The 1,948-nt window shown below is 69.2% G+C and carries 3 protein-coding genes; all 3 read right to left on the reverse strand.

Translation table 11 applies throughout. The annotated features are described in order from the left end of the window. The coding region (locus tag B1A78_RS21655; RefSeq protein ID WP_179102132.1) for an NAD(P)-binding domain-containing protein at window positions 1-272 on the reverse strand (272 nt) is incomplete at its 3' end. Then, window positions 272-1,363 carry a prolyl aminopeptidase gene (gene pip / locus B1A78_RS21660; protein ID WP_077148893.1) on the reverse strand — a complete coding sequence of 364 codons (1,092 nt, stop codon included), beginning with the start codon at window positions 1,361-1,363 and terminating at the stop codon, window positions 272-274. The genes pip and B1A78_RS21655, both read right to left, overlap by 1 nt. A gap of 2 nt (window positions 1,364-1,365) precedes the next feature. Beyond that, window positions 1,366-1,851: an FKBP-type peptidyl-prolyl cis-trans isomerase gene (locus B1A78_RS21665; protein WP_077148894.1), complete on the reverse strand. Its 486-nt coding sequence runs from the start codon at window positions 1,849-1,851 to the stop codon at window positions 1,366-1,368. Between the last annotated feature and the right edge of the window lie 97 nt (window positions 1,852-1,948).

Raw genomic sequence — 1,948 nt, forward strand, 5'->3', positions numbered from 1 at the left:
GCTCCGGGCGGCAGCGCCGCCGCCAGATCGGCCACCACCGACGGCAGCGCATCATCGGCGACCGCGACGACGATCAGGTCGCACCGCGCGGCGAGCTCGCCCCATCGATCCGTGCCGACGCCCCCGGCCACCGCCGCCGCCTCGCGCGCCCGGTCAGCATTGCGTCCCCAGATCGTCACCGCTTCGGCCGAGCGCGGCGCCAGCGCCGACGCCAGCGCGCGCGCGACGCGGCCCGTGCCGGCGATGCCCACGCGATGATAGCGGACGCTCATCAGCCGGCGAGCGTCGGCAGCCCGTCCATGATCGCGGTCAGCGCCAGCGCATTTTCGCGCTCCATCGCGCTATGCCCGGCGTTGGTGACCATATAGGTCGCGGGTTCGGCGCCCGCGCCCTGCAGCGCCGCGACGAGCCGCGACGCCTGCGTCAGCGGGCAGACCTGGTCGAAGCGGCCGTGGACGATATGCACCGGGATGGTCGCGAGGACATCGGCGCTGCCGAGCAGATGCCCCGGCTCGATGAACAGGTTGTTCGCGAAATAATGCGCCTCGATCTGCGCGAAGCAGAGCGCGAAATCGGCGTCGCCGAATTTGCCCGTCGCCGCCGATTCGGGGATCATGTTCGAGATCACGCCTTCCCAGAGCGACCAGGTGACCGCGGCTTGCAGTTGCGTCTCGCGCTCGGCCTCGGTCGCGGGAACCATGTCGAAGATGCGCTTGTACGCCGCCATGACGTCGCGGCGCTCCTCGACCGTCAGCACCGACAGCAGTTCGCCCCATTCCCCAGGATAGCTGATATAGGCACCGGGCGCGGTGAGCGCATAGGGCGCCTCGTGCCAGGTCGCGGCGTTGCCCTGATAGAGATAGTCGAGGTCCTCGGCGGCGCCGAGGAAGATGCCGCGCAGCACCAGGCTGGCGCAGTGAGCCGGATGCTCGATCGCATAGGCCATCGCGAGCGTGCTGCCCCAGCTGCCGCCGAAGACATGCATCTTGCCCGTGATGCCGAGCGCATCGCGCAATTTCACGATATCGCCGATCAGGTCGGCGGTCGTGTTGTTGCGCAGCGCCACCGCCGGCCCCGCCGAGGCGACCGTCGGCTCGCTCTTGCCGCAGCCGCGCTGGTCGAACAGGATCACGCGGTAGCGCGCGGGGTCGAAGAAGCGCGCCATGTCGGGCGCGCAGGCACCGCCGGGGCCGCCGTGGAGGAACATCACCGGCTCGCCCGCGGCGTTGCCATATTCCTCCCAATAAAGGCGGTGCCCAGCCTCGGCATCGACCTCGAGCAGGCCGCTGCTCAGCGGCTGGGCTGCGGGATAGACCCAGCCGTCGCCGATCTTGCTGCTCGTTTCGAGGCGCGAGAAATCCATCGTCATTTCCCTTCGATGGCGAGCAGTTCGACGGTGAACAACAGCGTCGCGCCGCCGGGGATCGGCCCTTTGCCGCCCGCGCCATAGCCCAAATAATAAGGGATCGCGAATTCGACCTTGTCGCCCACCGCCATATATTGGACGCCCTCGGTCCAGCCGTCGATCACGCGGCTCAAGGGGAAGCTCGCGGGCTCGCCGCGCGCGACCGAACTGTCGAAGGTCGTGCCGTCGACGAAGCTGCCGACATAATGGACCGTGACCATGTCGCTCTCGCCGGGACGCGGCCCCGCGCCGCTGCCCGCGATGCGGCGCCAGCGCAGCCCGCTCGCCATCACATTCCAGCCATTGCCCGCATTGCGTTCGGCGAGTGCCGACGCCTGGCGGTTGAGCCAGGCGGTGCTCACCTGCTGGGTCGGCTCCTCCTGCGCCGCAGCGGGAACGGCGAGCGCGAGCGCGGCGAGGAAAGACAGGGTGCGGGGCAAGGTCATGACGATCTCCTGGAACGAAGACCGGGGCATAGCGGGGCGGCGCACAGGTGCAATCCCTGTTGGGGGTGGGCGCGGACGGCGCGGAACGAAAGGAAAG

Source organism: Sphingopyxis sp. KK2, from assembly GCF_001990265.1.
Taxonomy (GTDB): Bacteria; Pseudomonadota; Alphaproteobacteria; order Sphingomonadales; family Sphingomonadaceae; genus Sphingopyxis.

Coding starts and splice junctions, on each gene's coding strand:
- pip (WP_077148893.1), bottom strand. CDS start 1,363: ATGGATTTCTCGCGCCTCGAAACGAGCAGCAAGATCGGCGACGGCTGG.
- B1A78_RS21665 (WP_077148894.1), bottom strand. CDS start 1,851: ATGACCTTGCCCCGCACCCTGTCTTTCCTCGCCGCGCTCGCGCTCGCC.